Genomic DNA, 24,488 nt, shown 5'->3' with positions numbered 1-24,488 from the left:
ATTACTGCTCCAACCAATTATAAAAAGGCACTTTTCCAGTAAATTTCGTCTCTTGTTTTGTCATTTGTTGTGCTCTTTGTTGATTCGCTCTAAATTTTTGACCTTGATTTTGAGCCTGATCTACCGTTTTAATTCCATTCTTTTTCCACTCAAATAAAATACGATCAATATATCGGAAATTTAGTTTTCCACTCATTACAGCTTCTCTAAGAGCCGCTTGAATTAAATTTGGATGATGTTGATCTTGGTCCTCCCACATTCCTAACGTTTCACATTCGAACGGCGAAAGTGGTCTTCCAAATTCTTTTTCAAATACTGTATATAAATTTACTTGCAGCTGTTTTTTTTCTTTTTGCTCTTCCTCTATTGATTCATCCATTAAGAAATGTAATATTTTTTCCCATAACGGTTGTAAAGAATAACTTTCGCACATCATCGCTTCTGATCTTTGTCCACCTTCTAGTGATAAAAACCCTTTTTGAATCAATGCTTGAATTACTTCCATACATTTCATTTCCGTTATCGTCATCCGTTCAGAAATCTCTGATGGAGTCGGAAACGAATTACCTGATTCTAAAAATGTGTGTACATGAAGTACGACCATAAATTCCGTCTCATTTAAACCTAATTTTTTATAATGCATCATAAGTAATTTTGGAATTGCAATGCTTCCCTGCTCAAACCACTGTAACATCATTTTCTTTTTCATCACCAAACACCTCGCTCTCTAGTATAACACACCTTTAGCTATTTCTTTTTGCCACAATTCGTCAAAAAAACCTCCCTATTAATGGGGAGGTTTTTTATATTACATGAATGAAATATAAAATTAAGCTTGCACTTTACTTTTCATAAATGTATGGATACGCTCTAATGCTTTCTCTACTTGTTCAAGAGATGTCGCATATGATAAGCGAACATTATTTGGAGCACCAAATCCTGTACCTGGTACAAGAGCCACTTTTTCCTCTTCTAATAGAGCTTTTGCCCAATCATCAACTGTTGCATATCCTGATAAAGCTACAGCTTCTTTTACGTTAGGGAATAAGTAAAATGCACCTTGCGGTTTAATGCAAGTAAAGCCAGGGATTTGAATTAATTTATCATAAATGATGTTTAATCTCTCTTCAAAGGCTTGACGCATTGTTTCCACAGGTTCTTGTGAGCCTGCATATGCCGCAATTGCGCCGTATTGAGCGATTGAAGTAGGGTTTGACGTACTATGACTCGCTAAGTTCGTCATCGCTTTAATAAGCTGCTTATTTCCTGCAGCATATCCAATACGCCATCCTGTCATAGAATGAGATTTAGATACACCATTAATAATAAGTGTTTGTTCTTTTAATGCATTAGAAAGCTGGGCAATTGAAGTATATTCTACGCCACCATAAATTAATTTTTCATAAATTTCATCAGAAACGATTAAAATATCATGTTCTAAACATACTTCTCCAAGCTGTTGTAATTCTTCTTTGCTATAAATCATTCCTGTTGGATTGCTCGGTGAATTAATAATAACTGCTTTCGTTTTCTCTGTAATTGCCTCACGCAGCTGCTTTGCTGTAATTTTGTACTCATTGTCTTCTAAACCTTCTACATAAACCGGCTTACCGCCAGCAAGCTTTACTTGCTCTGGATAGCTTACCCAGTAAGGAGTTGGGATGATAACTTCATCTCCCTCATCAAGTAATACTTGGAATAATGTATACAATGCATGCTTTGCACCATTACATACAATAATTTCAGATGGATCATACGCAATACCTTGATCGCGAGTAAATTTCTTCACAATTTCTTGTTTTAACGATTGTAATCCACCTGTTGGTGTATACTTCGTATGCCCTTCTAACATCGCTTTATGTGCAGCATCCATAATATGCTCTGGTGTATTAAAGTCAGGTTCCCCTGCCCCTAATGCAATTACATCATGACCCTCTGCTTTTAATGCTTGTGCCTTTGCTGTAATTTCTAAAGTTGAAGACGGTGTTAAAGCAGCTACTCGCTTTGCTAATTTCATTTGTAGTTCCCCCTACATCTATTTTTCAATGCTATATCGTCTTAAAAATTTTCCATCTTTAAATTCAAGATAGTAATAACTATAACGATTGTCATCATCAATATATGTAACTTCCCATAGTGGTACATCATTTTCAAAGCCTAATTTCACTTTCATAATCTCTTTCGGCTTACTTTTTGATTCCTTACTTTCATTGCCGACTTGCTCTATTGTTCTTTGTATAGCCTCTTTTTCAGAAATACCTTCGCTCTTTTTCCTTACTACAGTATCCCCTTTTTTCTCAGGCACCCAAACGATAAGTTGTTCTCCCTTTTCATCTGTACCTTGCACGACTATATATGCAGATTTTCCGTTGTAATAATCAACAGATTTCACCTTTGTAAGCTTTGCTTTTTCTTTAGCAATTTCTACAAATTTCGACTCTTTTGGAATTTTCTTTCCCATCGCTTTATTATAAACATACGCCCCATATATTCCGCTAGCAACGATAACAATAATGATTGCAAAGATCCACTTTTTCATTGTATCACTACGTTCTGTAAATCGTAAATACAGCTGTTTCTTTATCTTTTTCGTCTAATGCTAGTCCGAACATGAGGTCCTGCTCTTTTAACGTACGATTTAAACTATCAACAATTTTATACAAATCCGACGAATATTTAATACGCGTCGTTGATAGTACTTCGATTTTCTTCTCCATGAAAAAACTCCTCCGTTACACAAAAATTTCTAATTATAGAAGAACGCAATGCGGTTACAATAAGAGTACATTCTTTACAACCCCTGCTTCATCACCCATCTATTATAGCAGGACATGTACAGCAAAAAAAGGTTTCAAGTCGAAAACCAACACATTTTGTATACAAGAAGTAAGAAAAATAAAATTCCTCCTACCCACATTTTTTACGCCTGAAGTTTATAAGTACTTCAGGCGTATTTTTCTTCCATTTTTATTCATTTGGTGTTTCTTCTAATTGTACTAACAATTCTTCTAATGGCCCTTCATAAAGAGGTACGTTAGGAATCGATTGTAGAAATCGTTTTCCATAGGAAGAACTCGTCAAACGACGATCTAACACTACTACCGTTCCTGTATCTGTATTCGTTCGAATTAAGCGGCCGAATCCTTGTTTGAAACGTAATATTGCTTGTGGAAGCGCTAATTTAGCAAATACATCTTCACCTTGATTTTTTAGCCACTCACCTTTCGCTTCCATCATCGGCTGATGAGGAGGTGTAAATGGTAGACGGACTATAACAAGACAACTTAAGGCATCTCCTGGAATATCTATTCCTTCCCAGAAACTGCTCGTCCCTAATAAAATTGATTTGTCGAATTCTTGAAACTTTCGAATTAAGCGGCTTCGACTTCTATTATTCACACTTTGGGTCAGTAATAAATACCCCTCTAATTCATCATTATTTTTTAAATTCGCATACGCTTCTTTTAACATTTCATACGAAGTGAATAAAACGAGCATTCTGCCTTTTGTGGCTTTCGCTATCTTTGCAATATGTTCCGATACAGATTCAATATATCGCTCATTACTTACTTGCTTAATAAAAGGTACATCCGTTGACACCATTAATTTCATCTGTTCATCATAACGAAATGGCGACGGAACCTTTAAAGTATTTGGAGCGAAATCATGTAAACCAAGTTCCTCTTTTATATAATCAAACGTATCGTTAACTGTTAGTGTTGCGGATGTAAAAATAACACTCTTTTTTCCTGTTAAAAATTCATCAGCAAATCTTTCACCAATATGAACAGGCTGTGCATATAGAACTGTTGAATGAATCGTCCCTTTCGTTTCAGTCTCCATCCAAGTTACATACGAATTCTTTTCTAATACGAGTAACTGTAATGATTCTGCCATCTTTCTCAGCAACTCAATTAAATGCATAAATTCACCTGTTACAACATGCATCTCCCATTCTAACTTACTTTGCAATATATCCACTTGCTTCTCAAGAGCAGTTACTACCCTTCTTAATTCATATATAAAACGATTTGTTAATTCGACGATACTATCCCACAACTTACCTTTTTCTAGTTCTGCGTTATACCTATAGATGAGCGGCATATTATTCGTTCCTTGCTCTTGCTTTGTTTGTTTAAATATAAAAGTACGTAACATTTGGAAGAGTTCATCCGCATCAAACTTAAGTTCCTTCAAACTATAACTTATCATACGGAAAGTTGAACGAGATGCTTGCTCTGATTTTTTCATCATTTTATATACTTTGGAGAGTACATCTTCTGTTTCTAGTGTCCCAAGACGAGATATAACCAATTGAAAATACATACAAGAGAACTGTTCACCCAATGTTCTACTCGCGGCTTCTTCAATATGGTGAGCTTCATCAAAAATAATATGTTCGCATGAAGCAAACAACGGTTCTTCACTTGAAAAATCTTGAAATAATAACGCATGATTTGTAATAACGATATCTGCAAATAAAGCTTTATTCTTCGCTCGCTGGTAAAAACAACGACTAAACCAATTACTTTGCATACCGCCTGGACTATACGCATCGCTACAAATACGATTCCAAAGTAACTTTCCGCCCTCAGGAATATTTAATTCGTCTCGATCACCTGTTTCAGTTTGCAATAGCCAAACTAAAATCTTCGCCTTTGTAAGTGCCATATCATAATTTTTTTCTTCCTCTTGCAAAGCATACTCAAATTTATGTAAGCATAAATAATGCTTTCTTCCTTTTAGAAGAGCTACCTCAAATGAAAATGGCATTATTTTTTGTAATAACGGAATTTCTTTTTCTAATATTTGTTGTTGGAGTTGTACCGTTTGTGTACTTATAATGACAGGTTCTTCTTTTCTCTTTGCAAAATAAAGACTAGGAAGCAAATAAGCGAGAGTCTTTCCTGTTCCTGTACCGGCTTCAATTAGTGAAAAACGAGAATCTCTTAACGCCGTATATATCTCTTTCATCATCAGTTGTTGACTTTCTCTTCTTTCAAACTTTGGCATATGTGATTCCAATTTATCCATCGTTTTATTCAAGAAAGCATCAAACTTTGATGAACACGTTTCTCCAAGGTTTAAGGAATAGTTCCGCTTTTTCAGCGCAATATTTCGATGTATTTCATACTCCGCTATATCTTCTTTACCGTGCATTACTTTCTTTAAAATATTTTCAGAAAGCACATCAGCTATATCGCTTTGGAACACATCACTTAATTCATAAAGCGATTGCAACGTGACAAGTGGTAACTTTTCAATTTCATTTAAAAATTGTAAAAATAATTCCGCTGTTGCAAGAGCATCACTATCCGCACGATGTGGTTGATCGTGCTCTAGTTCATGCTTTTTAGCTAAATCACGTAATTTATAACTATCGGCTGTCGGCAAAAGAATTTGAGCCAATTCAACCGTGTCGATTTTCGGACAATGTATTTCTGTATATCCAGCTTGCCTTAATTCTTCATTTAAAAAATTCCAATCAAAGTGAACATTATGCGCAACGAAAGCCGCACCTTGTAATAGCTCAACAATCATCGGGGCTACATCTTGAAATAACGGGGCTTGTTTTACAAGACTTTCATCAATCCCTGTTAATTCTGTAATAAATGGTGGGATCTCTCTCTTTGGATTAACAAAAGACGAAAAAATCTCCAATATCTCTCCATCTTCTACTACAACAGCTGCAATTTGGGTAATTTTATCCTTCCCATCTTTCCAGGAGTTCCCTGTCGTCTCTAAATCAACAACGACATAACGCTTACTCATATATGTAACACCTCAATTTCTTACCTTTCAAACAACAATAATTTATATAATGTTACTATACCACGTTTTATCTCATCTTAATGAAAAGATGCACAAAAAAGCTATCTCCGCAATGGAGATAGCCTTTCTACTTATAATATCGTACCCGCTTTTTCAGCACCTAACATTTCAATAATTTGATTATTATCGTCTAGTACTGCAATTTTTGGTTCTTGTGTATGAATCTCTTCTTCCGTAACTAGCCCATAACAAATAATAATTACTTTGTCCCCTGGTTGTACAAGTCTTGCCGCCGCACCGTTTAAACAAACAACACCACTACCGCGTTCCCCTTTAATAACGTATGTCTCTAAGCGAGCACCATTATTATTATTTACAATTTGGACTTTTTCGTTTTCTACAATATTTACTGCATCCATTAAGTCTTCATCAATTGTAATACTACCTACATAATTTAAATTTGCCTCCGTTACAGTTGCACGATGTAACTTTGCTCTCATCATTGTGCGAAACATAGATGCTCCCCCTTATTTAACCGTTAATGTTATATTGTCAATTAATCTTACATTTTCAAACTTAACTGCAATAGCTAAAATGATTCTTCCTTCGACTTTCTCTACCATTGTTAATGACGGATATGCATATAAATCCGCATAATCTACAGTGCCTTTCGTATGCGTCTCAATATAATCTTTCACAAGATTTGTAATGATTTCCGGATTACGTTCACCTGCCTCAATTCTTTCTTTCGCTATACATAGGCTGCGGTATAAATGAAGAGCTTCTTCACGTTCATCTTGTGATAGGTACACGTTACGAGAACTTTTCGCTAAACCATCTTCTTCCCTTACAATATCAACTGGTACGATTGTAACTGGAATATTGAAATCAGTTACAAATCCTTCAATTACTGCAACTTGTTGAGCATCTTTCATACCGAAATAAGCACGCGTTGGCACCGTAATATTAAATAGTTTCATCAGTACAGTTGCAACACCAGCGAAATGACCAGGTCTTTGTTGACCGCATAATACGTCCGTGCGCTTCACAACTTCTACTGTTGTTGTTTGTTCTGCTGGATACATTTCTTCTACACTCGGATAAAATAAATAATCTACACCGTTTTCTTTTGCTACATTTTCATCTCTATCAATATCACGAGGATATCGATCTAAATCTTCATTTGGGCCGAATTGTAGCGGGTTTACAAATACACTTAAAACTACAATTTCATTTTCTTCTCTTGCCTTACGTAATAAAGTAGCATGGCCTTCATGTAAATAACCCATTGTTGGAACAAAACCAATACTCTTTCCACTTGCACGAAGTTCGCTTGTAATTTGCTGCATCTCTTGCACTGTAGTTACGATTTTCATTATTGTTTTCCTCCGTATAACGCTAAGCATTCTTCCTCTTTCATTGTGAACGAATGTTTTTCTTCAGGAAATTGCCTTGTCTTTACTTCAGTAACATATTGTGAAATCCCACGCACAATCTCCTCTTGAACAGACGTATATTGCTTCACAAATTTCGGAACACGATTTACGCCGTATGAGATAAGATCATGATAAACAAGCACTTGCCCATCTACTTTTTGTCCTGCACCAATCCCAATTGTTGGTATTGTTAGTTGCTCTGAAATAAGTTCTGCTAACTGCATTGGTACACATTCTAACACAAGCGCTATTGCACCAGCTTCTTCACATTTCTTTGCATCTTCTATTAATTTTTTTGCACTCTCCGCATCTTTTCCTTGCACTTTATATCCACCCAACACTCCTACAGATTGAGGGGTTAAACCTAAATGCGCTACAACAGGAATTCCTGCGTTCGTCAAATATTGAATCGTCGATATAACTTCTCCAGCACCTTCTACCTTCAGTGCGTGTGCCCCGCTCTCTTGAACGATGCGACGTGCATTCACCATCGTTTCTTGTAATGATACGTGATACGACATAAATGGCATATCAGTTACAATAAACGTCTCTTTCGCTCCACGGCGTACAGCTTTCGTATGATGAATCATATCCTCTACTGTTACAGGTACTGTTGAATCGTATCCGAGTACAACCATTCCAAGAGAATCTCCAACTAGAATCATATCAACTTCAGCTTCTTCTGCTAATTTAGCAGATGGATAATCATACGCCGTTAGCATTGTAATCGGCTCACCTTGCTCTTTCATCTTCAAAAAATCTGTTTTTGTTTTCAAAAACTACTCCTCCTTTATGCAGGAGAGAGGAGATGGCCGAAATCATATGAAAAACCCCTCTGACCATAAAAGGGCAGAAGGGTTGTGTGTTAGTCGGCATTATTCATCCCTCTGTCCCAGTCCGTTATTGGATCAAGGCAGAATCCAAGTTATTATTTTTCGTATGACTTCGAATCATGGTGCAGTTCGCTCTGATACTGCCCACATTCGAACTAATTATAGCAAACTACAAAAAGGAATTACTACATTTTTTTGAAAAAATAATTTTTTATTCTTATTACGGTATATGAAATTTAACACGAGAGTATATATGCTATACAGTTTTTATGGAGAATTCAATCCTGAAAAGATACATGTTTTTTCAACGCATGCTAAAAAAGTCCAAGTTAATTTTTTCTGTAATCCATTTAACTGTATAGTATAACTCTTAAACTAATGATGCAGGTTAATTGAGGAAAGTACTTAACAAAGGAGAATTGCAGATGTCTATGAACAGGTGGTTATTTCGATTCAGCAGTTTGCTTGTAATGATTGTATGGTGGATGTCTTTAGGATCCTCCCATGTATTTGCCTCAGTTACTGTCGTAACACCCCCCACCGATTTAACGAAAGTGATTGAGGTTGAACTAAATGATGATTACTTTAATCCAAATGTTATCACGATTCCGCTTGAAGGATCAACAACATTACTATTGAAAAATAAAGGTAAAAACGAGCACACCTTTACAGTGAAAAAACTCGGCATTGACGTCGTAATCGAGTCAGGAAAAGAAAAGCATATTACCGTGAAACCTAAAAATACTGGTACATATGAATTAATATGTCGATACCATCTTCTTAAAGGAATGGCAGGCAAAGTAATCGTCAAATAACATGCCCTGCCAACTAGGCGGAAGATATTTTGAAATGAACTTTAAATATGAAAAAAAATTTATTATCATGTTACAAATTCAACTCAAAACTATTGAAATAAAAAGAAGTTCCAAAAGAGGAACTTCTTTTACTTAATTTCAATATCTGCAGAATGAATATGATGTACTTTCCCCTCATGATCCTCCAGAAGTAATACACCATCCTCTGTGATTCCTTTTGCTAACCCCGTAATTGTCTCTCTCATCGTTCGAGCGGTAATTTCTTTCCCGATGCTCACAGCGTAACTTTCCCAAAGAATTTTAATGACAGAGAAACCATTTTGTAAATACTCTTCATATAATTTTTCTAGTTGTAAATAGATTTGTTGCATAAGTTCTGCACGAACAATCGGCTTACCTGATTCAATCGCTAATGAAGTAGCAATGTGCTGAATTTCTTCATCAAAATGTTCTTGCTTTTGATTCGCATTAATACCGATGCCCATAATGACAGCATTAATTTTATCAGGATCCGCTTGCATTTCTGTTAATATACCTACAGCCTTTTTACCTTGAATTAAAATATCATTTGGCCATTTTATTCCTACGTTTACACCCGTGCATTTTTCAATTGCCTGTGCAACACTAACGGCCGCTAACAAAGTAAGTTGCGGTGCATGATGAACTGGGATTGATGGGCGTAAAATAATACTCATCCAAATCCCTGTTCCTTTTGGTGAATGCCATTTTCTGCTTAAACGACCTCTTCCCGCTGTTTGTTCTTCTGCTACAACGACTGTTCCTTCTTCTGCACCTTCATAAGCAAGTTTTGCTGCAATGTGCTGCGTTGATTCAACGGTTTCTTCAAAATACACTGTTCTACCAATCCGCTTCGTTTGTAGCCCTAACTGAATTTCATTAGCGGTCACTTTGTCTGGCTTACTTGCAATTCGGTAACCTAATCGACGCACAGCTTCAAGTTCATATCCCTCACTCCGCAGATCCTCCATATGTTTCCACACAGCAGTTCTTGAACAACCAAGTTTATCACTAATTGTTTGGCCGGATACAAACTCGCCATCCGCTTCAGAAAAAACTTGCAATAACTGCTTTCTTATAGTAGATTGCATCCTTGTAGCCACTCCCTTATACGCTCTTTCTCATTAACTACGTTTCCTTGTACGATTGCTTCTTCGATTTTCTGAAGCATCTCAGCAACCCACGGACCAGGCTTTTTGTTTGCCCAGTTTAATAAATCATTACCAGTCACATTCATTTCTTGACGCTCCTGGATTGGCAATGCATGAAACATTGATTGTACTCGTTCAACAGATGTAGGGTCATAGCGTTCAATCATCGCTTCATATACTCTCTCTGCCATTTCAGCGATATGAATTCCCGTTTTATAAAGAAGGACTGTATCCCAATCCTTCTCCTTTCTAGTACGGATTGTCAATAAAACTGCAACAATATCTTTTATTTTTTTATTCGAAAACTTCCATTGACGTAAAAAGACAGATGGATGTTCTTCTCCGATACAATATAAGAAAAATGCCCACGCCTCAATATCCGTTTCGAAAGAATCCCATTTATACTGCGTAGCTTTTAACAGTCTCTCTTCTGACATTTGTAAATATGGCAAATGAGAAAATAGCTTCGTCTCTACTAATTCTTTGAGACCTTTCACACAATATGTACCAGTTAACAGTTTCTCAAACTCTACTGTAATACGCTCAATTGCTATATGTTCTAGCAAATGCCCATACGTTTCAATCGCTTGCTTCGTTTTCATTTCTAATGAAAAACCTAACGTGCTTACAAACCGAATACCACGCATCATTCGCAGGGCATCTTCTTGAAAACGATCCGCAGCATTTCCAACTGTCACAATTTCTCTCTGTTGAATGGCTTCCTGTCCAGCAAATAAATCGACCATTTTGCCTTCTTCTGTCATAGCAATTGCATTCATCGTGAAATCACGACGTTTTAAATCCTCTTCTAATGAACGAACAAATTGAACACTACTAGGTCTTCGAAAATCTTCATATTCGCTTTCTGTTCGAAAAGTAGTTACCTCATAGGGCTCACCATTTTCTACAACAATTACAGTTCCATGCTCAAGACCAACAGGAACATTTCTTGGGAATATAGCCATCACTTCTTCTGGTAGAGCAGATGTCGCAATATCAATATCTCCAATCGGCCTATCGATAATAAGATCTCGTACGCTCCCACCAACAAAGTAAGCCTCATGTCCTTGTTGCTTTAATGTCTCAATAATAGAACTAGCTTTTTTAAATCTTTCCATTTTTGTCATCCCTTAGTACGTCATAGTAAATCGTTTCATATTGTGAAACAATTTTTTCTGAGCGAAATTGCTCATAAACACTTTCTCTTGCTCGTTCTCCCATATTACGGTGAAGTTCCTCGTCCTTTAATAGCTGAATAGCTTGATTTGCCACTCCTGTTGTATCGCCAACTTCACATAAATATCCTGTTTCCCCGTGTTGAATAACCTCTGGAATACCTCCAACCCGTGTTCCGATACAAGGTACACCACACGCCATTGCTTCTAATAAAACAAGACCAAAACTTTCCTTCTCTGATAGAAGCAACATTAAATCACTCATCGCAAGTAGTTCTGCAACATTATCTTGCTTCCCTAGGAATAAAACGCGATCTTCAATATGTAAATTCTTCACTATCTGTAAAATCGTACAGAATTCTGGTCCGTCTCCAACAAGAAGCAACTTCGCATCTACTTCTTTAACAATTTTAGCAAATGCCTGAACAACATCCTGCACACGTTTCACTTTACGGAAATTCGAAATATGAATAAGTACTTTTTCACTCTCACTTATACCATATTCTTTCTTTAATTGAGACATATTACGCTTGAAATATACACGTTCGTCTATAAAGTTATATACCGTTTGAATTTCTTTACTTGGTTTTACAAGCTCATGTGTTTCGTTAATTAATGAATGCGAGACAGCAGTAACAACATCCGATTGCTCAATACCAAAACGAATTAAATTATTTAACGAAGGGTCGGAACCTAACACAGTAATATCTGTTCCATGTAAGGTTGTAACAATTTTAATACGCTCTCCGATCATTTGTTTTGCTAAATATGCACAAATTGCATGTGGTATTGCGTAATGCACATGTAAAATGTCTAAGTTTTCTCTTTGTGCAACCTCGGCCATTTTACTTGCTAACGCTAAATCGTATGGTGGATATTGAAATACAGAGTATTGATTTACCGTCACTTCATGAAAATAAATGTTTGGATATACTTTATTTAACCGGAATGGTAAACCCGATGTAATAAAGTGAATTTCATGCCCACGTTCCGCCAATTGCTTTCCTAATTCTGTTCCAACAACTCCAGAACCACCTACAGAAGGATAACATGTAATACCTATTTTTAATTTCATTTACATCCCCCTAATAAATCAGCATGTAATAAAACCGGTTTCTTACTCATAAATCCTTCGGCATACAAGACTCCAACTTCTTTTCCAAACATCTTCTCACGAGCAATCACAGTTTCAACGTAACCTTCTGTTAACGGTGTCTTAACACCATCACTCCCTGTTGAAAACTGACTTTCATACGCTTCTAATGCTTCCACCTTTATAGAGAGGTACTCACTTATATCTATACAAAAATTCGGTTTATGAAAACCATTAATCATATAATTATAAAAAGACTCCACACGATGTGGTGAAAGTTCCGGCATATATTTACGGATTCCTGCTGAAAAAATAGCCTCTTCCACAAGCTTTGCACAATTTGCATGATCTGGATGGCGATCTTCATAGTACGGCGCAAAAACTAGTTTTGGTTTATATGTACGGATCACCTTGACAATTTCACGTATATACTCTTCTTTCATATACAAACCACGGTCTGGCATCGCTAAATTCAGCCTCGTTTTTACTCCCATTATACGAGCTGCGACCTTCGCTTCTTCTTTTCTCAACTCTATCGTTCCATTTGAAGAAAGATCAGCTTCTGTTAAATCACAAATACCTACTTCATACCCTTGCTTTGTATATTTAGCGATGGTACCAGCCATGCCGATTTCAACATCATCGGCATGAGCACCAAACGCTAATATATGTAATCCACTCATAATTGTTCCCCTCATTTTCTTAACTTACGATAATCTAAATCTCCTCGCTCTAATGCGTGCATTAACATTTCAGCACTTGCCATATTCGTTGCAAGTGGAATCGCATATACATCACATAAACGAAGTAATGCATTCACATCCGGTTCATGCGGCTGTGCTGTTAATGGATCGCGGAAGAAAATCACCATATCTAAATCGTTCTTTGCAATCATTGCACCAATTTCTTGATCTCCACCAAGAGGGCCAGATTGATATCTTGTTACAACTAATCCAGTCGCTTCCATAATGCGAAGCCCTGTCGTTCCTGTTGCAAATAATTCATGTTGTTCAAAAATTGGTTTATATGCGTATGCAAACGAAACCATATCATTTTTCTTTTTGTCATGTGCGATTAAGGCAATTTTCATCCGTTGTCTCCCCTTTAGTCGATAATATTTTCTAAACCGTACACAAGATGATCAAGGTTCATTACTGTCTCAATTGATAGTTTTACACCTGACATAAATGATGCACGATTGAATGAATCATGACGAACTGTTAACATTTGTCCATCTCCACCAAACATTACTTCTTGGTGTGCAATAAGCCCTGGCAAACGTACACTATGAATGTGAATACCGTCTACATTTGCACCTCGTGCACCTGCTAGTTGCTCTACTTCATTTGGATGACCTTGCTGCTTTGATTCACGATTTTGGCGAATTAACTCTACCGTTTTTACAGCTGTACCAGATGGTGCGTCTAATTTTTGATCATGATGTAATTCAATTACCTCAACATCTTGGAAATATTTCGCTGCCATTTGTGAGAATTTCATCATAAGAACTGCACCAATTGCAAAGTTTGGAGCAATAATTGTTCCTACTGCTTTTTCTTTTGCATTCTCTGTTAAACGTGTCAATTCTTCTTCTGTAAATCCAGTTGTACCAATAACCGAACGAAGTCCACGCTCAACTGCAAGTGTAACGTGTTGTTTCCCCACTTCTGGTGTTGTTAAATCTAACAACACATCTGCTTCTACTTCATCTAAACAAGTATGTAAATCAGCGTAAATCGGCGCATGTAATGCTGGCATGCCAGGTAAATCAGAAATCTTCTCACCACCATGCTTATAATCCACTGCTGCTACTAAATTAAAATGTTCCGTTCTTTCCATAAGAAGGACTGCTTCATGTCCCATACGTCCTCTTGGTCCGGCGATAATTACTTTAATTTCTTTCATTATTCTTTCTCTCCCTCATCAATACGTGTCCAGCGATCTTTATCACGTGTATTAAATTTATTCATTACAATGTTATGTGCTGTCTCTAAATCAATATTTAAACTATTTGCCATACAAATCATAACAAATAATACATCTCCAAGCTCTTCTTCAATACTTCTTTCTTTTTCAGTTGTTTTCTTCGGTTTCTCACCATAATAATGATTTACCTCTCTTGCAAGCTCTCCCATTTCTTCCGTTAAACGAGCCATCATTGCAAGCGGACTGAAATAACCTTCTTTAAACTGACCAATATATGCATCTACTTCTTTCTGCATATCTTTCATCGTTTTTGCTTCCATACTATTCACCTCTAATCCTTCCTCTTTCATGTTAGCCAATTCATCGCGATTTGACAAATATTATTCCCCGCCAAACACCTATTTGCGACCCATTTTTGGATAGACTATAATAAAGTGAAACTTCTTTTGTGATTTTTTTGCAAAAGATTAGTTGAACTAATCGGGTTCCTACGGCTGGTTTGCCTTTCTTCAGAGGTTTATCTCCTACCAGCCGTTGGTACGGGGTAAAGTGAAACTTCTTTTGCGATTTTTACAAAAGATCAGCCCACACCAATCGGGTTCCTACGGCTGGTTTGCCCCTCTTCTTTGCTTCATCTCCTATCAGCCTTTAGAGCGGGATAAAGTGAAACTTTCTTTTGCACTTTTCACAAAAAATCAGCCCACATCAATCAGGTTCTTACTATTTTCACTAGCAACTAGAAATTACTTATTATTATGTTTTACCGTTTCAGCGGAGCAATGCAATCATTACATAATTAGGGGGATTTCTATATGACATCAAAATTGAAGATGCGAAATATTATTTTTATTTTAATTGGTTCCGCTATATTTTCTTTCGGTATTGTCAATATCAATATTGAAAACCACCTTGCAGAGGGTGGGTTTACTGGTATTACACTATTATTGTATTTTTTATTTAAGTTTGATCCTTCCTACTCAAACTTAATTTTAAATATCCCTATATTTTTTATTGGCTGGAGGTTACTTGGCAGAACGACATTTTTATATACATTAATTGGAACCTTTAGCGTATCTTTATTTCTATGGATTTTCCAGCGTTACGAAGTACTCAACTTACATTTAAACTTGCAAAATGATATGACACTCGCAGCTTTATTCGCCGGGGCATTTATCGGTATCGGCCTTGGAATAATATTTAAATATGGCGGGACTACTGGCGGTGTAGATATTATCGCACGACTAGCGCACAAATATGTTGGCTGGAGTATGGGGAAAACAATGTTTATGTTTGATGCTGTCGTTATCGTCGTCTCTATTCTTACCTATTTATCATACCGTGAGGGCATGTATACGCTAGTTGCTGTTTTTATCGGTGCTAAAGTCATTGATTTTATGCAAGAAGGAGCTTATGCTGCCAAAGGAGCGACTATTATCTCAGAGAAAAACGATGAAATTGCTGCCAAAATTTTATCTGAAATGGAGCGCGGAGCAACCTTTTTAAAAGCTGTTGGATCGTATACAAAAGTGGAACGTAATGTATTGTATTGCGTTGTTGCTAAAAATGAAATCGTGAAATTAAAGAATATCATTACTTCTGTAGATCCTCATGCTTTTGTCGCTGTAAGTGATGTACATGATGTAGTTGGTGAAGGGTTTACGTTAGATGAAAATAAAAACCCTTTACATAATTAAATATAACTAGAAAAGCGCCTTAGCTTTTCTAGTTTTTTATTACAAGTCTTTTAAGCTTCTCAAAATCCTCATGAATAAGCTCCAATAAACTCCGATTATAAAAAATGGAAGCTGGATGAAAAGTCGGAAAAACATGATATTCTTTCTCTGACCATGTAAACTCTGCACTTTGCATATCCTTTAATTTTTGAATGGGCTGTTTTAATAATTGCCCGTGTACATCTGTGATTTTTTTATTTTTTCCTGTTAAACGTTGAAGACCGATATTTCCAAGCGTGACGATAAGCTTCGGATGTATTTTCTCTAATTCATAATCTAACAAAGGCACATGGGCAACTATTTCTCCCTGATTTGGCGTTCTATTATACTTTTTTTGTATGATTTCACCATTTCGTTCTTTTTTCTCTCGCCATTTATAAGGTCTACTCCGAACAGCGCTCGTAATATATACTTCTTCCCTTGTAACGTGGATACGCTCTAAAAAAACCATTAATTGTTTTCCCGCCCTCCCGCTAAACGGAATCCCATTATGAATTTCTGTTTCACCAGGTGCTTCTCCTAACAACATAAATTTGGGATTTTCAGGACCTTGTCCACTTAAAAAACCTTCTAGTTGATAAGGAGCACTACGCTCTTGTACTTGTTTTACTAAATGGTCTGGATATTTCATTTCCCCCACCACCTTTCCGCATTACTTCTATTATTTCTATTTGCAATACATTATATAATTCAATCCACACAACAAAAAAAGACTATCAAAATTGATAGTCTTTAGTCGTCGCTACGCTGCATACCAGTATACATTAATACGAGACGTAATAATTCAAATACCGCTACAGCTGCAGCTGCTACATATGTTAATGCTGCCGCATTTAATACTTTACGAGCTTGCCCATATTCATCTGTTGATACAATACCTAACGCTTCAATTTGTTGCATTGCGCGCTTTGACGCATCAAACTCAACTGGCAATGTAACGAGCTGGAACACAACACCTGCTGCCATTAAAATGATACCTAATAACAATAGTTTTGACATTGTCGCAAATATACCAATCATAATAAATACCCATGATATATTCGATCCAAAATTAGCCACAGGAACTAACGAATGACGAATACGCATAAAGTTATAATCTTGTGCATCTTGAATTGCGTGTCCTACTTCGTGTGCTGCAACTGCTGTACCAGCAACTGAATGTCCATAATAGTTATCTGTTGATAATCGAACCGTCTTAGCGGTTGGATCATAATGGTCTGATAAATGACCTGGTGTTTCTTCTACAGCTACGTTGTATAATCCATTTTCATCTAAAATTTTTCGAGCCACTTCCGCTCCTGTCATACCTGATGTTGAATAAACTTGTGAATACTTGCTATAGGCACTACGTACTCTTGACTGTGCATACAACGGTATGATCATTATGATCGCGAAGTAAATTAAATAAAACATCATGAACCTCCATTGAAGTTTTAATTATAGTACTTCTCATTCTATTTTCTTCTGCCACTATTGTCAATGAATAAACCTTACAATCCATATCTTTATTTATTGCATTATCTATTTTTAGAATGTACATTACTTTTTCTTTTTTCTCTCTCTCCTTTATACTTTCTCCATCCAACATAAGTTAATGTGAATAAAATAAGTCCCCCAGTAATTGTCATAAACCAAATGAGAGAGGGTGCAATTTCATCTTTTTTTACTGTGTGAAATATCTTTTGCAAATCCCCTTTAATAATCCCTAATTGCATTTGGCCGCCTTTCGTTTTTAACATAACGTTACGAAATTCATCTAAATAAGATAAATGAACATTTACACGCTGGACCTCGTTTTCTGGCAAAGCAATCATTAAGCTTGGATAAATAATATTGAATTCATTTAAAAACGTATTTAACGTTTGTTGAAACTGCCCAGCATCTTCTTTTTCCATCGCTTTTTCCATTTGAGAAAAGGCATCCATTACTTTCCTTTCTCTTTCCATCCAAAGTGGTTGATATTTCGATACTTGTGCATCAACAGCAAGTTGTAATGCCAGCACATTATCAATTTTAGCTTGCTTACCTAAACCTTCTTCAGAGAGCGATTGTTGCGCCTTATCGTAAGCTAAAGAAATAACTCTAACTTGATCTGGTGTTACTTCCTGCTTCTTTTCATTCCCCTTTATTAAAAACTGCTCCGAGAAATGTTGTAATACTTGTACCGCTTTTTCATCTTCATTACGCTTCACTAACTGTAACGAGTCGTCTAACAACCCTGTTAGCTCATTCCACTCTTCAGCATATATACGTAACGGAAACATTATAATTAGAAATGCTATCAATCCAATTAATGTTCTCTTCATCCCGGTCCCCCCTTAACTACTAGTACAAAATATGTTAATTTGGACAAGAATAGAACAGAACTAGACCGAAAAATATATTATCGTTTTACAAAGAAAAAAATTCTCTTTAAGCAGAGAATTTTTTCTGTGACATCCTTTTCTTTTTTACGAGATATCTATATAAGCTGTAACAAAGTATACTCCCACCTAAAATGAATAATAAAATAGCACACGCAGCATGCATAAAGAACTCTTCTGGTAACATTAATATAATTGGATCCTTTTCAGGATCAAAAACCCAATAATCATTACTAAATAAAAGTTTATGGAATAATACAAAACTCTTTTCAAAATTAATAGCAATTGGTAACATAAGCGCTATCGGAAAAATGATTGTTAAAATCGATCCGTGCAGTAAAAACTTTTCATTTTTCTTTTTTAATAAATAAATTCCGCCTATCACTGCAATCATAATTGTCGCATACATCACATATTGAATCTTTACTAAAATATTTTTAACATCTACAAAATGAATACGGCCATTTGTGGACATATCTAATGTGGGCAAATGTAATGCTCCGTCATAAAACGGGGATAAATATGTAATAAGCACATCGTAATTTCTTTTAATTTCATCCTTCGTCATATCCGCTAAATCAGGAATATTTAAAAAATCAATTTCAAAATAATACAACCATTTTCCATATACAACTGCCGTTGTTGCGAGTGCAAAAATAGAAAATGCTATGCTATATGAAACAACTAAAGTAATCAATCGATCCAATATTTTTGTACCACTCTTATTTTTCTCCATGTTCTCCCCCTAAATGTTCTAACCATCATAAAGAAAATTGTTTTCTTTGCTCACGTAAGCAACAATAATATGTAATACATAGTACAGCAATACTTAACCAAAACGTAAAATAACCAATTTCCTCTACGAACAAATGCATAATTCCATATCGCGGCATTTGCCAAAATAAATAATCAATTGCATCGTTATGCAACGTCCACACAGCTGCTACTATAAAATGCCATTTTTTTATACGATAGAATGGAGCATATAAAAATCCTTGTATTGCCATCGCGAAGTGCGAAAGCATTAACATGTAGCCCATAAGGCCTATAGGCCCTTTTACGTAAATCATAATCGCGTTTACAACAACAGCCCAAATACCATATTTTATTAAAGTTACAATCGCTAACGCTTCTATTAATCCCCAGTTTCTCTTTGCCAAAAAAGCAATTAAAACAAAGACAAAAAAGAGAGTCGCCATAGGACTATCTGGTACAAACGGCCAAAATATAGGTGACGTTTCTTTCAATTGATTTCCGTACCATATAAATCCATAAATTGTACCTAATAAGTTAACAATTAATAAAAATAATAATACCGAGCGTTGTCTTAACATTGCATACAAGTACACCAATCCGTATGTCCAACACCTTTCAAGCAAAGTAATTCATTCACTAAATCCTACTCTATTATAACAAACTTCATCCAACTAAATAGAAAAGCTGACTACAAATTTTGTAGTCAGCTTTTTTATTATTTTTTATTATACTTTGCAACGAATTCCGAAAGCTTCTTCAGTTCCTCATCCGTACCTTTAAATACACCTTTAGGCATTGAACCTTTTCCCTCTTTCGCAATTTTAGCAATTTCTTCTGGCTTTAAAGTTAAGTTTTGCAGTGCCGGTGCTGCTGCCCCACCTTGTAAATTGTCACCATGACATGTTAAACAAGTATTTTTTTGCATTAATTTATAGCCATCATCATTTTTATCAACTGGCGCTGTTTTTACAATTGCTCCTTGTTTTTTTGCAGCTTCCCAGTCGTGGTGTGCTACAGATTCCCAAGTTAAAAAGATAATCGATGCAATTGCTAAAAGCATAAATCCAGTTGCCACAGGACGCTTCAATGGACGTCTTTCTGGACCTCGATCAAGAAATGGAGCTAACAGTAATGCTCCAAACGCAATCCCTGGCATAATAAATGCTCCAATTACAGTAAATGAACCGGAAGCATACGAATACTTTAATAACTGATACAAGAATAAGAAATACCAATCTGGAAGTGGTATATATCCAGCATCTGTTGGGTCCGCCATTCTCTCAAGCGGCGACGGATGCGCCACTGTTAAACATAAATAACCGATTAAAAAAACTGCACCAACCATCCATTCTTTTAACAAGAAGTTCGGCCAAAATGCTTCTGTTTTCCCTGGGTATTCAGAATAGTCTTTTGGAATATTTGGTTTCCGAGCTACTGGTACCCGAGAATCTCCTACAAACTTCATCCCTTTGCCGCGATGCATAATCTCCCTCCTTTAGTTCTTTCCCCTTTAATTTAGCAATCTCTTATAGTGGACCGGAAATACCTTGTTTGCGAATCATGATGAAGTGGAAGGCCATTAAACCTAGAAGTGCTGCTGGTAAGAAGAAGACGTGAATAGCAAAGAAGCGAGTTAATGTTTGAGCGCCAACAATTTCGGAATGACCAGCGAGTAATGTTTTAATATAAGGACCAATGAGCGGTGTTTGCTCTGCAATTTGAATCCCTACTTTTGTAGCAAATAAAGCTTTCATATCCCACGGTAATAAATATCCGGTAAAACCAAGACCTAACATAACAAAGAAAATAAGAACACCAACAATCCAGTTTAACTCACGGGGCTTTTTATACGCACCTTGGAAGAAAACTCTGAGTGTATGTAAAAACATCATTACAATTACGAGACTAGCACCCCAGTGGTGCATACCACGAACAATTTGCCCATAAGCAACTTCATTTTGTAAATAGTAAACTGATTCCCAAGCATTTTTAATATCAGGCACATAATACATCGTCAAAAACATTCCAGATAAAATTTGAATTACAGTAACGAAAAAGGTAAGTCCTCCAAAGCAATAGACGAATGCAGAAAAGTGATGTGCCGGGTTTACATGTTCAGGTACTTCATGATCAGCAATATCACGCCATATTGGTGTAATATCTAATCTTTCATCCACCCAATCATAAATTTTATTTAACATCTACTTTGCACCCCCTCTTGGCTTCGCTTTTCCTAGATACAGCGTTCCATCTTTCACTTTAGACTCGTACACATCAAGCGGAGCAAGGGGTGGCGTACCTTTAATGTTAATCCCATCTTTTGTATAACGACCCCCGTGACATGGGCAAAAGAATTGATTCGGATGTGCTTTGTCCGAATTCCAGTTAACTGTACATCCTAAATGTTTACATACTGGAGAGAACGCAACAATGTCTCCGCTTTCATCTTTATGAACCCAAGCTGATTTTGGTTCTTCAGACTTGTACCAACCATCAACCTGCTTCACTTTAAAATCGAAACGCTTCGGCTCTGTTGTAATATCCTTTACTTGCGCAACAGCAACCATATCCGTTCCCGCTTCTTTTCTTAACACCGGATCAAGCGCAAATCGCGTCATCGGCATTAAAATACCGGCAGCCATAAAGCCTCCTACCCCTGTGAGTGTGTAATTTAAAAATTGTCTTCTTGACACGCGATGTTCTTTCTCGCTCACGAAAATTTCCCCCCTCTATCAGAAATTGTCCCCTCGTGATAAATTATATAAAAAATAAAAACTAGGACACTATCATGATATAATACGCTCATGCACAGGTCAATATCATACTACTCATAATAATAAGAACTTTCTGTTTATTATGAGTTTCCCCATTTCTCTTCCAACATCACCATTATATTTTTTATATGTGCATGAATAACTTCTCTTTTTGCTTGATCACTAAATTGTTCTAATGCTAATGAAGGAAACCAAAACAAATCTCCCTGTAACTCTTGCATATCCTCTTTCCATGAAAAATCACTTGTAACATAAGCAATATGCTTAAAACCTTCACTTCGTAAATGATTTGTCCATTCTTGCAAACGACCTTTTTCATTCTTTTGACTTTCTACCAAATACGTAAACGCAGGCAGTAAAAGCACTCTTCCCTTATACTCTCTTTCCAATTCCGTGCTCAACAATTCGATAAATTCACCTTGTTCTACAACCATTTTCATTTCTTTTGCTGCCGAAATTGATAACAGCGGTATTACTCCTGTATCAACATACTCTCTTGCTTGCTCAAACTGTTCCACATCTTTTACAATCCACTTCAAATTCCTTCCCTCCTTCACTTACAAATGACAGAACTTTCACTTTATATATATTAAACCATACTAAAAGAGGTAAAAAAAGAAAAACTACCCAATATAGGTAGTTTTTCTTGATGAAAGTCTGAAATTTGTAAAAATTTATTAATCCAAATAAATTCTATAAAGTTTTTAACTCTGCCGTTAATCTATGAAACGCTTCCTTATCTTGCTTATCTAACGCTTCATCAATTTGTTTCAAAAGGCGTTCTCTCCTAAACGAAAATACACTTTCTTCCAAAAACCTTTCTGCAAGTAAACGATCTTTTTCATTTACTTCAATATGCTTTGGTAGATATGGGTTTTCTTCTAATACAGCTACATAATTCGCATTTTGAAACGATGATTTAAAGTTGAGTTGAATATAAATATCCTCATCTCGATTTAAACGAATATCATGAAACGATTTTTCAGCATCTGTTGTCATAACATTTTGTTTAAAAAAGTGAAACGGTGTGTCTTTCACACAATTCGCTGACATCACTAAGCCACGCGGACAATATTTTGCATGCTCTACGAAGTGGACTTTATGCATCAATTGGTCGTGACTCATTAAATAATTCAGAATCCATACACATTCACGCTGTTTCAGTTGGTAATTATTCAAAAACCATTTTACAAAATCCTTCTTCTCGTTTACAGAAACAGGGGTATTCATAGCAATTAAGTCCCTCCTCTGTCTTTCTCTTTTCTTTTTAGATTCAAGAAGCGGCATTCAGTTTCCTTCCAACTTATGAAAAATCCTCTAAATTATATAACAACTCTTCAATATGAATTTGTGTCGGGTCTAGTTGTAATAACTGGGTAAATACTTCTTTCGCCTCTTTTCGTTTTCCTTCTTCCAATAAGAAATAACCGTACTCTTCTAAGAAGTCTGGATGATTCTTAAAAGAAGTATATGCACTTTCATAGTGTTTTAATGCATCCGAATACATTTCTAATTGTTTTTTTGCATACGCAAGATCCCAAAGTAGTTGTGTATCTGGTTCTCCACTATCAATAGCACGCTCTACAATTGCAATTAACTCTTCGTACTTTTCTTGTTCTTTTAAGATATATGCATATTTTAATGTTGCACCTAAATGCCCTGGATCTAACTCAAGCGCTTTTTGAAGAACTTCCTCTGCTTCTACTATTTTTCCTAATTTCGCCGCAATGTTCGCTAACTCTACATAAAATGGAACTGAAAGCTCATCTACTTTAATTCCTTCATGAAGCGTTTCATAGCTTTCTTGAAGCATTCCTTCTTTTTCATAGCTTTTCGCTAAATACATGTACAGTGATGCGTACTCAGGGTCTAATTCTTTTAATTCCTGCCAAGCACCAATTGCTCTCTGATATTCTTCACCTTGGTATAATGTGAAGGCATATCCAAATAATGAGTGAATATCTTTTTGTTCCTCTAGGCCTGCTTCATAATAAGAAATCGCTTCTTCCCAGTTTCCGATCGCGCTTAACGTTTCTGCGAGGCGAAGTGCGATCACGACACCACCCATTACTTTATGTTCCGCTAATAGCGATTCATAATAAGTAATTGCCTTTTGTTCTTCACCTTTACTACTATATAATTCTGCTAACCCAAACATAATAACAGGTTCATCAGGCATCATTTCTTTCGCCTTTAATAGTTTTTGCTCTGCTACATCATCAAAACCTTGCATTTGGAATAAATCTGCAACAAGTAATAACGATTGAACATATAAATCGTCATTTTCTGGAATATCATGAAGCACTTCAATCGCTTCATCTTCTTTATCTAGATCAATATATAATTCTGCTAAAAATACAGTGAATTCACTTTCTTCTGGATACAGTAAACGTAAGTCTTCAGTAATTGCTAATGCCTCATCTGTAAATCCAAGTGTATGATAGTAACGAGCGATATCATACTTCTCTTCATCATTCGCAATTTTTAATTGTTCTTTTAATAATTGTAATCCTTTTTCTGCTTCACCATTTTCAATATATGAAACAGCTTGTTCAAACTTTTGCATAAACGTCTCCTTTAATTCTAAAAAATATTCTTTTCTGTTCATTTATCATAAGCAACTCACTGTTAGAACGCAACCTT

General features: G+C 36.1%; 28 protein-coding genes. 2 read left to right on the top strand and 26 right to left on the bottom strand.

The features are described 5' to 3' along the window. Window position 1 precedes the first annotated feature (1 nt). The 8 genes from dnaD to panB form a co-directional block, all read right to left on the bottom strand. Complete coding sequence (dnaD, locus tag ACTFRM_RS04140; RefSeq protein WP_000728542.1) at window positions 2–709, bottom strand: DNA replication protein DnaD; 708 nt, start codon at window positions 707–709, stop codon at window positions 2–4. A 120-nt stretch (window positions 710–829) separates the two neighbouring features. Next, window positions 830–2,017: an aspartate transaminase AspB gene (aspB, locus tag ACTFRM_RS04135; protein WP_000761560.1), complete on the bottom strand. Its 1,188-nt coding sequence runs from the start codon at window positions 2,015–2,017 to the stop codon at window positions 830–832. Between the two features lie 18 nt (window positions 2,018–2,035). After that, window positions 2,036–2,539 (bottom strand): cell wall elongation regulator TseB-like domain-containing protein, encoded by a 504-nt coding sequence (locus tag ACTFRM_RS04130; protein ID WP_000758739.1) that lies wholly within the window; start codon window positions 2,537–2,539, stop codon window positions 2,036–2,038. A 7-nt stretch (window positions 2,540–2,546) separates the two neighbouring features. Beyond that, complete coding sequence (locus ACTFRM_RS04125) at window positions 2,547–2,717, bottom strand: YpmA family protein (RefSeq protein ID WP_000412179.1); 171 nt, start codon at window positions 2,715–2,717, stop codon at window positions 2,547–2,549. A gap of 250 nt (window positions 2,718–2,967) precedes the next feature. Then, a complete protein-coding gene (dinG, locus tag ACTFRM_RS04120; RefSeq protein ID WP_098212748.1) occupies window positions 2,968–5,772 on the bottom strand; it encodes an ATP-dependent DNA helicase DinG in 2,805 nt (934 codons plus the stop codon). A 131-nt stretch (window positions 5,773–5,903) separates the two neighbouring features. Then, a complete protein-coding gene (gene panD, locus ACTFRM_RS04115; RefSeq protein ID WP_000490184.1) occupies window positions 5,904–6,287 on the bottom strand; it encodes an aspartate 1-decarboxylase in 384 nt (127 codons plus the stop codon). A gap of 12 nt (window positions 6,288–6,299) precedes the next feature. Next, window positions 6,300–7,148, bottom strand: a complete 849-nt coding sequence (gene panC, locus ACTFRM_RS04110) for a pantoate--beta-alanine ligase (RefSeq protein WP_000707025.1) — start codon at window positions 7,146–7,148, stop codon at window positions 6,300–6,302. Next, a complete protein-coding gene (gene panB / locus ACTFRM_RS04105; protein WP_000851108.1) occupies window positions 7,148–7,984 on the bottom strand; it encodes a 3-methyl-2-oxobutanoate hydroxymethyltransferase in 837 nt (278 codons plus the stop codon). Before panB ends, panC begins: the two co-directional genes overlap by 1 nt. A gap of 482 nt (window positions 7,985–8,466) precedes the next feature. Between panB and ACTFRM_RS04100 the strand changes: the two genes are divergently transcribed. Beyond that, window positions 8,467–8,856, top strand: coding sequence for a cupredoxin domain-containing protein (locus tag ACTFRM_RS04100; RefSeq protein ID WP_065212122.1), 390 nt, complete (start codon window positions 8,467–8,469; stop codon window positions 8,854–8,856). Window positions 8,857–8,984: 128 nt separating this feature from the next. Here ACTFRM_RS04100 and ACTFRM_RS04095 read toward each other — a convergent pair whose 3' ends face one another. The 7 genes from ACTFRM_RS04095 to ACTFRM_RS04065 are packed head-to-tail and all read right to left on the bottom strand — an operon-like array spanning window position 8,985 to window position 14,539. Further along, on the bottom strand, window positions 8,985–9,965 hold the full coding sequence (locus tag ACTFRM_RS04095; protein WP_001192063.1) for a biotin--[acetyl-CoA-carboxylase] ligase: 981 nt from the start codon (window positions 9,963–9,965) through the stop codon (window positions 8,985–8,987). Then, on the bottom strand, window positions 9,950–11,143 hold the full coding sequence (locus ACTFRM_RS04090; RefSeq protein WP_000439321.1) for a CCA tRNA nucleotidyltransferase: 1,194 nt from the start codon (window positions 11,141–11,143) through the stop codon (window positions 9,950–9,952). Before ACTFRM_RS04090 ends, ACTFRM_RS04095 begins: the two co-directional genes overlap by 16 nt. Then, on the bottom strand, window positions 11,130–12,275 hold the full coding sequence (gene bshA / locus ACTFRM_RS04085) for an N-acetyl-alpha-D-glucosaminyl L-malate synthase BshA (RefSeq protein ID WP_000768305.1): 1,146 nt from the start codon (window positions 12,273–12,275) through the stop codon (window positions 11,130–11,132). The genes ACTFRM_RS04090 and bshA overlap by 14 nt, the downstream gene beginning before the upstream one ends. Next, complete coding sequence (gene bshB1 / locus ACTFRM_RS04080; RefSeq protein WP_000015673.1) at window positions 12,272–12,976, bottom strand: bacillithiol biosynthesis deacetylase BshB1; 705 nt, start codon at window positions 12,974–12,976, stop codon at window positions 12,272–12,274. The genes bshA and bshB1 overlap by 4 nt, the downstream gene beginning before the upstream one ends. A gap of 11 nt (window positions 12,977–12,987) precedes the next feature. After that, window positions 12,988–13,383 carry a methylglyoxal synthase gene (mgsA, locus tag ACTFRM_RS04075; RefSeq protein ID WP_000684765.1) on the bottom strand — a complete coding sequence of 132 codons (396 nt, stop codon included), beginning with the start codon at window positions 13,381–13,383 and terminating at the stop codon, window positions 12,988–12,990. 14 nt (window positions 13,384–13,397) lie between these two features. Continuing rightward, the gene (gene dapB, locus ACTFRM_RS04070; protein ID WP_000658813.1) at window positions 13,398–14,198 is read right to left on the bottom strand and encodes a dihydrodipicolinate reductase; all 801 of its coding nucleotides are present in this window, start codon (window positions 14,196–14,198) and stop codon (window positions 13,398–13,400) included. After that, entirely contained in the window at window positions 14,198–14,539 is a 342-nt protein-coding gene (locus tag ACTFRM_RS04065) for a nucleotide pyrophosphohydrolase (protein ID WP_002108639.1), read from the bottom strand. The genes dapB and ACTFRM_RS04065 overlap by 1 nt, the downstream gene beginning before the upstream one ends. Window positions 14,540–15,031: 492 nt before the next feature. Here ACTFRM_RS04065 and ACTFRM_RS04060 point away from each other — a divergent pair, with 492 nt between their 5' ends. After that, window positions 15,032–15,913, top strand: coding sequence for a YitT family protein (locus tag ACTFRM_RS04060; protein ID WP_000202121.1), 882 nt, complete (start codon window positions 15,032–15,034; stop codon window positions 15,911–15,913). A gap of 28 nt (window positions 15,914–15,941) precedes the next feature. On the opposite strand, the gene ACTFRM_RS04055 is transcribed toward ACTFRM_RS04060, so the two are convergent. From ACTFRM_RS04055 to ACTFRM_RS04005, 11 genes are all read right to left on the bottom strand, one after another. After that, a complete protein-coding gene (locus ACTFRM_RS04055; protein WP_440043092.1) occupies window positions 15,942–16,583 on the bottom strand; it encodes a uracil-DNA glycosylase in 642 nt (213 codons plus the stop codon). Window positions 16,584–16,684: 101 nt separating this feature from the next. Continuing rightward, a complete protein-coding gene (locus ACTFRM_RS04050) occupies window positions 16,685–17,368 on the bottom strand; it encodes a zinc metallopeptidase (RefSeq protein WP_011109966.1) in 684 nt (227 codons plus the stop codon). 101 nt (window positions 17,369–17,469) lie between these two features. Continuing rightward, window positions 17,470–18,258: a sporulation protein YpjB gene (ypjB, locus tag ACTFRM_RS04045; protein WP_000831584.1), complete on the bottom strand. Its 789-nt coding sequence runs from the start codon at window positions 18,256–18,258 to the stop codon at window positions 17,470–17,472. A gap of 106 nt (window positions 18,259–18,364) precedes the next feature. Then, window positions 18,365–19,051, bottom strand: a complete 687-nt coding sequence (gene lit / locus ACTFRM_RS04040) for a lipoprotein intramolecular transacylase Lit (protein ID WP_000414378.1) — start codon at window positions 19,049–19,051, stop codon at window positions 18,365–18,367. 25 nt (window positions 19,052–19,076) lie between these two features. Further along, window positions 19,077–19,667 carry a DUF1405 domain-containing protein gene (locus ACTFRM_RS04035; RefSeq protein WP_025709269.1) on the bottom strand — a complete coding sequence of 197 codons (591 nt, stop codon included), beginning with the start codon at window positions 19,665–19,667 and terminating at the stop codon, window positions 19,077–19,079. 119 nt (window positions 19,668–19,786) lie between these two features. Further along, on the bottom strand, window positions 19,787–20,554 hold the full coding sequence (qcrC, locus tag ACTFRM_RS04030) for a menaquinol-cytochrome c reductase cytochrome b/c subunit (RefSeq protein WP_000554603.1): 768 nt from the start codon (window positions 20,552–20,554) through the stop codon (window positions 19,787–19,789). A gap of 43 nt (window positions 20,555–20,597) precedes the next feature. Next, window positions 20,598–21,272, bottom strand: a complete 675-nt coding sequence (gene qcrB / locus ACTFRM_RS04025; RefSeq protein WP_000932700.1) for a menaquinol-cytochrome c reductase cytochrome b subunit — start codon at window positions 21,270–21,272, stop codon at window positions 20,598–20,600. After that, on the bottom strand, window positions 21,273–21,785 hold the full coding sequence (gene qcrA / locus ACTFRM_RS04020) for a menaquinol-cytochrome c reductase iron-sulfur subunit (protein ID WP_001290418.1): 513 nt from the start codon (window positions 21,783–21,785) through the stop codon (window positions 21,273–21,275). Between the two features lie 140 nt (window positions 21,786–21,925). Continuing rightward, complete coding sequence (locus ACTFRM_RS04015; RefSeq protein ID WP_000871313.1) at window positions 21,926–22,384, bottom strand: YpiF family protein; 459 nt, start codon at window positions 22,382–22,384, stop codon at window positions 21,926–21,928. Between the two features lie 154 nt (window positions 22,385–22,538). After that, a complete protein-coding gene (locus ACTFRM_RS04010) occupies window positions 22,539–23,075 on the bottom strand; it encodes a ReoY family proteolytic degradation factor (RefSeq protein WP_001095925.1) in 537 nt (178 codons plus the stop codon). Between the two features lie 73 nt (window positions 23,076–23,148). Further along, on the bottom strand, window positions 23,149–24,411 hold the full coding sequence (locus tag ACTFRM_RS04005) for a tetratricopeptide repeat protein (protein WP_001168665.1): 1,263 nt from the start codon (window positions 24,409–24,411) through the stop codon (window positions 23,149–23,151). Window positions 24,412–24,488: the final 77 nt, after the last annotated feature.

The sequence above is a fragment of the Bacillus cereus group sp. MYBK227-1 genome, from assembly GCF_051916325.1.
In the GTDB taxonomy this organism is placed as follows: Bacteria; Bacillota; Bacilli; order Bacillales; family Bacillaceae_G; genus Bacillus_A; species Bacillus_A cereus.
This window is presented reverse-complemented; position numbering and strand designations above follow the sequence as displayed.

Coding starts and splice junctions, on each gene's coding strand:
- dnaD (WP_000728542.1), bottom strand. CDS start 709: ATGAAAAAGAAAATGATGTTACAGTGGTTTGAGCAGGGAAGCATTGCA.
- aspB (WP_000761560.1), bottom strand. CDS start 2,017: ATGAAATTAGCAAAGCGAGTAGCTGCTTTAACACCGTCTTCAACTTTA.
- ACTFRM_RS04130 (WP_000758739.1), bottom strand. CDS start 2,539: ATGAAAAAGTGGATCTTTGCAATCATTATTGTTATCGTTGCTAGCGGA.
- ACTFRM_RS04125 (WP_000412179.1), bottom strand. CDS start 2,717: ATGGAGAAGAAAATCGAAGTACTATCAACGACGCGTATTAAATATTCG.
- dinG (WP_098212748.1), bottom strand. CDS start 5,772: ATGAGTAAGCGTTATGTCGTTGTTGATTTAGAGACGACAGGGAACTCC.
- panD (WP_000490184.1), bottom strand. CDS start 6,287: ATGTTTCGCACAATGATGAGAGCAAAGTTACATCGTGCAACTGTAACG.
- panC (WP_000707025.1), bottom strand. CDS start 7,148: ATGAAAATCGTAACTACAGTGCAAGAGATGCAGCAAATTACAAGCGAA.
- ACTFRM_RS04100 (WP_065212122.1), top strand. CDS start 8,467: ATGTCTATGAACAGGTGGTTATTTCGATTCAGCAGTTTGCTTGTAATG.
- ACTFRM_RS04095 (WP_001192063.1), bottom strand. CDS start 9,965: ATGCAATCTACTATAAGAAAGCAGTTATTGCAAGTTTTTTCTGAAGCG.
- ACTFRM_RS04090 (WP_000439321.1), bottom strand. CDS start 11,143: ATGGAAAGATTTAAAAAAGCTAGTTCTATTATTGAGACATTAAAGCAA.
- bshA (WP_000768305.1), bottom strand. CDS start 12,275: ATGAAATTAAAAATAGGTATTACATGTTATCCTTCTGTAGGTGGTTCT.
- bshB1 (WP_000015673.1), bottom strand. CDS start 12,976: ATGAGTGGATTACATATATTAGCGTTTGGTGCTCATGCCGATGATGTT.
- mgsA (WP_000684765.1), bottom strand. CDS start 13,383: ATGAAAATTGCCTTAATCGCACATGACAAAAAGAAAAATGATATGGTT.
- dapB (WP_000658813.1), bottom strand. CDS start 14,198: ATGAAAGAAATTAAAGTAATTATCGCCGGACCAAGAGGACGTATGGGA.
- ACTFRM_RS04065 (WP_002108639.1), bottom strand. CDS start 14,539: ATGGAAGCAAAAACGATGAAAGATATGCAGAAAGAAGTAGATGCATAT.
- ACTFRM_RS04060 (WP_000202121.1), top strand. CDS start 15,032: ATGACATCAAAATTGAAGATGCGAAATATTATTTTTATTTTAATTGGT.
- ACTFRM_RS04055 (WP_440043092.1), bottom strand. CDS start 16,583: ATGAAATATCCAGACCATTTAGTAAAACAAGTACAAGAGCGTAGTGCT.
- ACTFRM_RS04050 (WP_011109966.1), bottom strand. CDS start 17,368: ATGATGTTTTATTTAATTTACTTCGCGATCATAATGATCATACCGTTG.
- ypjB (WP_000831584.1), bottom strand. CDS start 18,258: ATGAAGAGAACATTAATTGGATTGATAGCATTTCTAATTATAATGTTT.
- lit (WP_000414378.1), bottom strand. CDS start 19,051: ATGGAGAAAAATAAGAGTGGTACAAAAATATTGGATCGATTGATTACT.
- qcrC (WP_000554603.1), bottom strand. CDS start 20,554: ATGCATCGCGGCAAAGGGATGAAGTTTGTAGGAGATTCTCGGGTACCA.
- qcrB (WP_000932700.1), bottom strand. CDS start 21,272: ATGTTAAATAAAATTTATGATTGGGTGGATGAAAGATTAGATATTACA.
- ACTFRM_RS04010 (WP_001095925.1), bottom strand. CDS start 23,075: ATGAATACCCCTGTTTCTGTAAACGAGAAGAAGGATTTTGTAAAATGG.
- ACTFRM_RS04005 (WP_001168665.1), bottom strand. CDS start 24,411: ATGCAAAAGTTTGAACAAGCTGTTTCATATATTGAAAATGGTGAAGCA.